Annotated in this window: 5 protein-coding genes; all 5 read left to right on the top strand. The window is 73.7% G+C overall.

What is annotated here, in order from left to right:
* A partial coding sequence (locus FRZ03_RS21755; RefSeq protein WP_146466844.1) for an acyl-CoA carboxylase biotin carboxyl carrier protein subunit occupies positions 1 to 412 on the top strand: 412 nt, incomplete at its 5' end.
* Positions 413 to 467: 55 nt separating this feature from the next.
* Positions 468 to 1,628 (top strand): acyl-CoA dehydrogenase family protein, encoded by a 1,161-nt coding sequence (locus tag FRZ03_RS21750; RefSeq protein WP_146466830.1) that lies wholly within the window; start codon positions 468 to 470, stop codon positions 1,626 to 1,628.
* A gap of 130 nt (positions 1,629 to 1,758) precedes the next feature.
* Positions 1,759 to 2,496, top strand: coding sequence for an enoyl-CoA hydratase family protein (locus FRZ03_RS21745; RefSeq protein ID WP_146466829.1), 738 nt, complete (start codon positions 1,759 to 1,761; stop codon positions 2,494 to 2,496).
* A gap of 4 nt (positions 2,497 to 2,500) precedes the next feature.
* Positions 2,501 to 3,103, top strand: a complete 603-nt coding sequence (locus FRZ03_RS21740) for a TetR/AcrR family transcriptional regulator (protein WP_146466828.1) — start codon at positions 2,501 to 2,503, stop codon at positions 3,101 to 3,103.
* A 317-nt stretch (positions 3,104 to 3,420) separates the two neighbouring features.
* The coding region (locus FRZ03_RS21735) for an isopenicillin N synthase family dioxygenase (RefSeq protein ID WP_146466827.1) at positions 3,421 to 4,274 on the top strand (854 nt) is incomplete at its 3' end.

Here is a 4,274-nt window from a genome sequence, read left to right as displayed (position 1 = left end):
GCACACCAGGCAGGGCCTCACCGCCGAGGGGGTGCGGGTGGTGCGCGCCGACGCGGGCACGGTCGTACTCGACGTGGCGGGCGTGCGGCGGACGTTCGAGGTGGCGCGGTACGGGGACGAGGTGTACGTCGGCGGCACCCGGCTCACGGCGCTGCCGCGGTTTTCCGACCCGGCCGCCCAGCTCGCCCCGGGCTCGCTGCTCGCCCCCATGCCCGGCACGGTCGTACGCGTCGCCGAGGGCCTGGCGGAGGGGGCGCGCGTCCAGGCCGGCCAGCCCCTGATCTGGCTGGAGGCGATGAAGATGCAGCACCAGATCTCGGCCCCCGCCGCGGGCGTCCTCACCGCACTGCACGCCCGGCCGGGACAGCAGGTGGAGCCCGGCCTGCTGCTGGCGGTGGTGCGACCGGCGTAAACGGAGCGACGCACCGCGCGAGCAACCACCCACCACCCGCACGCGGAGGAATCGCATGACCACTCTCATCGAATCCGAAGAGCACAAGGCGCTCCGATCGGCGGTGTCCGCCCTCGGCAGCCGCTACGGCCGCGACTACCTCACCCGCACCGTCGCCGAGGGCAAACCCCTCACCGAACTCTGGGCCGAGGCCGGCAGGCTCGGCTACCTCGGCGTCAACCTGCCGGAGGCCTACGGCGGCGGGGGCGGCGGCATCACCGAACTCGCCATCGTGCTCGAGGAACTGGGCGCCGCCGGGTCACCGCTGCTCATGCTCGTCGTCTCCCCCGCCATCTGCGGCACCGTGATCGCCCGCTTCGGCACCGAGGCGCAGAAACGGGACTGGCTCCCGAAACTCGCCGACGGCACAGGGCTGATGGCGTTCGGCATCACCGAGCCCGACGCCGGCTCCAACAGCCACCGCATCACCACCACGGCCCGCCGCGACGGCACCGACTGGCTGCTCACCGGCCGCAAGGTCTTCATCTCCGGGGTGGACATGGCCGACGCGGTGCTGATCGTCGGCCGCACCGAGGACGCCCGCACCGGACGGCTCAAGCCCTGCCTGTTCATCGTGCCGACGGACGCGCCCGGCTTCCAGAAGCGGCCGATCGACATGGAACTCAGCGCCGCCGAGAAGCAGTTCGAGCTGGTCCTGGACGACGTACGGCTGCCCGCCGACGCCCTCGTGGGCGACGAGGACGCGGGACTGCTCCAGCTGTTCGCCGGGCTCAACCCGGAGCGCGTCATGACGGCCGCGTTCGCCGTCGGAATGGGCCGGTACGCCCTCGCCAGGGCCGTCGAGTACGCCCGCGACCGCACCGTCTGGAAGACGCCCATCGGCGCCCACCAGGCCATCGCGCACCCCCTCGCGCAGGCGCACATCGAACTGGAGACGGCCCGGCTGATGATGCAGAAGGCGGCCCATCTCTACGACGCGGGCGACGACATCGGCGCGGGCGAGGCCGCCAACATGGCCAAGTACGCGGCCGGGGAGGCCTGCGTGCGGGCCGTCGACCAGGCCGTGCACACCCTCGGCGGCAACGGCCTCACCCGCGAGTACGGGCTCGCCTCGCTGATAACGGCCGCGCGCGTGGCACGTATCGCCCCGGTCAGCCGGGAGATGATTCTCAACTACGTCTCCCACCAGACCCTGGGCCTGCCCAAGTCGTACTGAGCCGCGGCCGCCCCAAGGAACCGTGCGGCGAGTACGCCGACGTCCCACCCGTCCGACTCCCGATCCACGAGGCCGTCCTGGGACGCGCCGCCTCCGGAAAGATCTTGCGTCGACAGCTCAGGGAGCAGGCATGACCGTACCGATCGGACGCGCGCGGACCCGCGGCGTCGAAACCCTCAGTCTGGACGCCGCCGACCGGCGCAACGCGCTGTCCGCGAGCCTCGTCGCCGCCCTCGCCGACGCGCTGGCCGACTGCGGCGAGGACCCGGACGTACGGGCCGTCGTCCTCACCCACACCGGCACCACCTTCTCGGCCGGCGCCGACCTGCGCGAACCACCGCCCCCGCAGGCGCTGGTCGGGCTGCTGCGGCACCTGGTCGAACTGCCCAAACCGGTGATAGCCCGGGTCACCGGACACGTCCGGGCGGGCGGCCTCGGACTGCTGGCCGCCTGCGACCTGGCCGTCGCCTCCCGCACCGCCACCTTCGCCTTCACCGAGGTCCGCATCGGCCTGGCCCCGGCGGTGATCTCGCTGCCCCTGCTGCCGCGCACCGACCCGCGCGCCCTCGCCCGCCACTACCTCACCGGCGAACGCTTCGGCCCCGACGAGGCCGTGCGCACCGGGCTGCTCACCGCCGCGGCGGACGACGTGGACGAGGCCCTGGCCCCCCTCCTGGACGGGCTGCGCCGCTCCGCGCCCGAGGCCCTGGCGGAGACGAAACGGCTGCTCACGGCTAGGGTGCTGGAGACATTCGACCGGGACGCGGCCCAGCTGACCGCGCTCTCGGCCCGGCTGTTCGCCTCCGACCAGGCCCGGGAGGGGATGACGGCCTTCCTGGAGAAACGGGATCCGGCATGGGTGGTGTGACCAGATGAGGACGACGGCCGACCGCGACCGTCTGCCCAAGCAGGACCGCAGCCGGGTCACCCGGCAGCGGCTCCTGGAGGCCGCCGTCGCCTGTCTCGCCGAACACGGCTGGGCGGGCTCCACCGTCGCCGTCGTCGCCGAACGCGCCGGGGTCTCCCGGGGCGCCGCCCAGCACCACTTCCCCACCCGCGAGGACCTGTTCACCGCGGCCGTCGAGTACGTCGCCGAGGAACGCTCCAGCGCGCTGCGCGCCCTCTTCCCCAAGGGCGCGGCCGGCGACCGCCGGGCCGTCGTCACCGCCCTGGTCGACCTCTACACCGGCCCTCTCTTCCGGGCCGCCCTCCAGCTGTGGGTGGCCGCCTCCAACGAGGACCAACTGCGTGGCCGGGTCACCGAGTTGGAAGCCCGCGTCGGCCGCGAGACCCACCGCATCGCCGTCGACCTCCTCGGCGCCGACGAGTCCCGCCCCGGCGCCCGCGAAACCGTCCAGGGCCTCCTCGACATGGCCCGGGGCCTCGGCCTCGCCAACGTCCTCACCGACGACACGGCGCGGCGGGAACGCGTGGTGGCCCAGTGGGCGGAGCTGGTCGACGGCGCGCTCGGCTGAGGCGCCGGAGCCGCGGCGCCGGACCGTGGTCGGCGGCGGCGGTCACCGCACGGTGCCGGTGCGGGGCGAGTTCCGAGCCGGTGAGCGGTGAGCCGGTGAGCGGGACCACACCCGGATGCCGGTGCGCGCAGTACCCTGTGCGCATGCTTCCGATGCTCGTTCGCCGCCGCCACGTGGACTACGTGCGCGTCACGAGCATGGGCTGTCCGCGCCACCGCGCCTGACCAGCCCCGACCCGCACCACTCCCTTTTCCGGCACGCGGGGCCGCCTACCCTGACGCGGCCGAACCGTGCCCCGTACACCCTGCGGACACACCATGACTTCGCACCACGCGACCACCGCGACGTACGACCAACTGCCCGTGATCGACCTCTCGGCCGCCGACCGCGGCCCCCGGGACCGGGCCCGGCTGCACGACCAGCTGCACGCCGCCGCGCACGACGTCGGCTTCTTCCAGCTGGTCGGACATGGCGTACCGGCCGCCGAGAAGGACGCGCTGCTCACCGCCATGCGCGCCTTCTTCGCCCTCCCCGAGGCCGACCGGCTGGCCCTGGACAACGTCAACTCCCCGCACTTCCGCGGCTACACGCGCACCGGCGACGAGCGCACCGGCGGTGCCCGCGACTGGCGCGACCAGCTCGACATAGGCGCCGAACGCCCCGCCCGCGTCCCCGGCCCCGGCGAGCCGCCGTACTGGTGGCTCCAGGGCCCCAACCAGTGGCCCGCCGCCCTGCCCGAGCTGCGCACCGCGGCCCTCGCCTGGATCGACCGGCTCAGCGCGGTCGCCCGGCGCCTGCTGCACGAACTGCTGACCGCCATCGGCGCCCCCGCCGACTTCTACGACCCGGTCTTCGGCGACGGTGCCCACCCGCAGCTCAAGCTGGTCCGCTACCCCGGCAGCGCGGGCGACGGCACCGACCAGGGCGTCGGCGCCCACAAGGACTACGGCTTCCTCACCCTGCTCCTCCAGGACACCGTCGGCGGCCTCCAGGTGCAGCGCGAGGACGGCCGCTTCCACGACGTACCGCCCATCGCGGACGCCTTCGTCGTCAACCTCGGCGAACTCCTGGAGGTCGCCACCAACGGCTACCTCCTGGCCACCAACCACCGCGTGGTCAGCCCGCCCGGAGCGACGGAACGCTTCTCCGTGCCGTTCTTCTACAACCCCCG

The organism is Streptomyces misionensis (assembly GCF_007896895.1).
Taxonomy (GTDB): domain Bacteria; phylum Actinomycetota; class Actinomycetes; order Streptomycetales; family Streptomycetaceae; genus Streptomyces; species Streptomyces misionensis_A.
The sequence above is the reverse complement of the archived record's forward strand: the minus strand, read 5'-3'. Positions and strand labels throughout refer to the sequence as shown.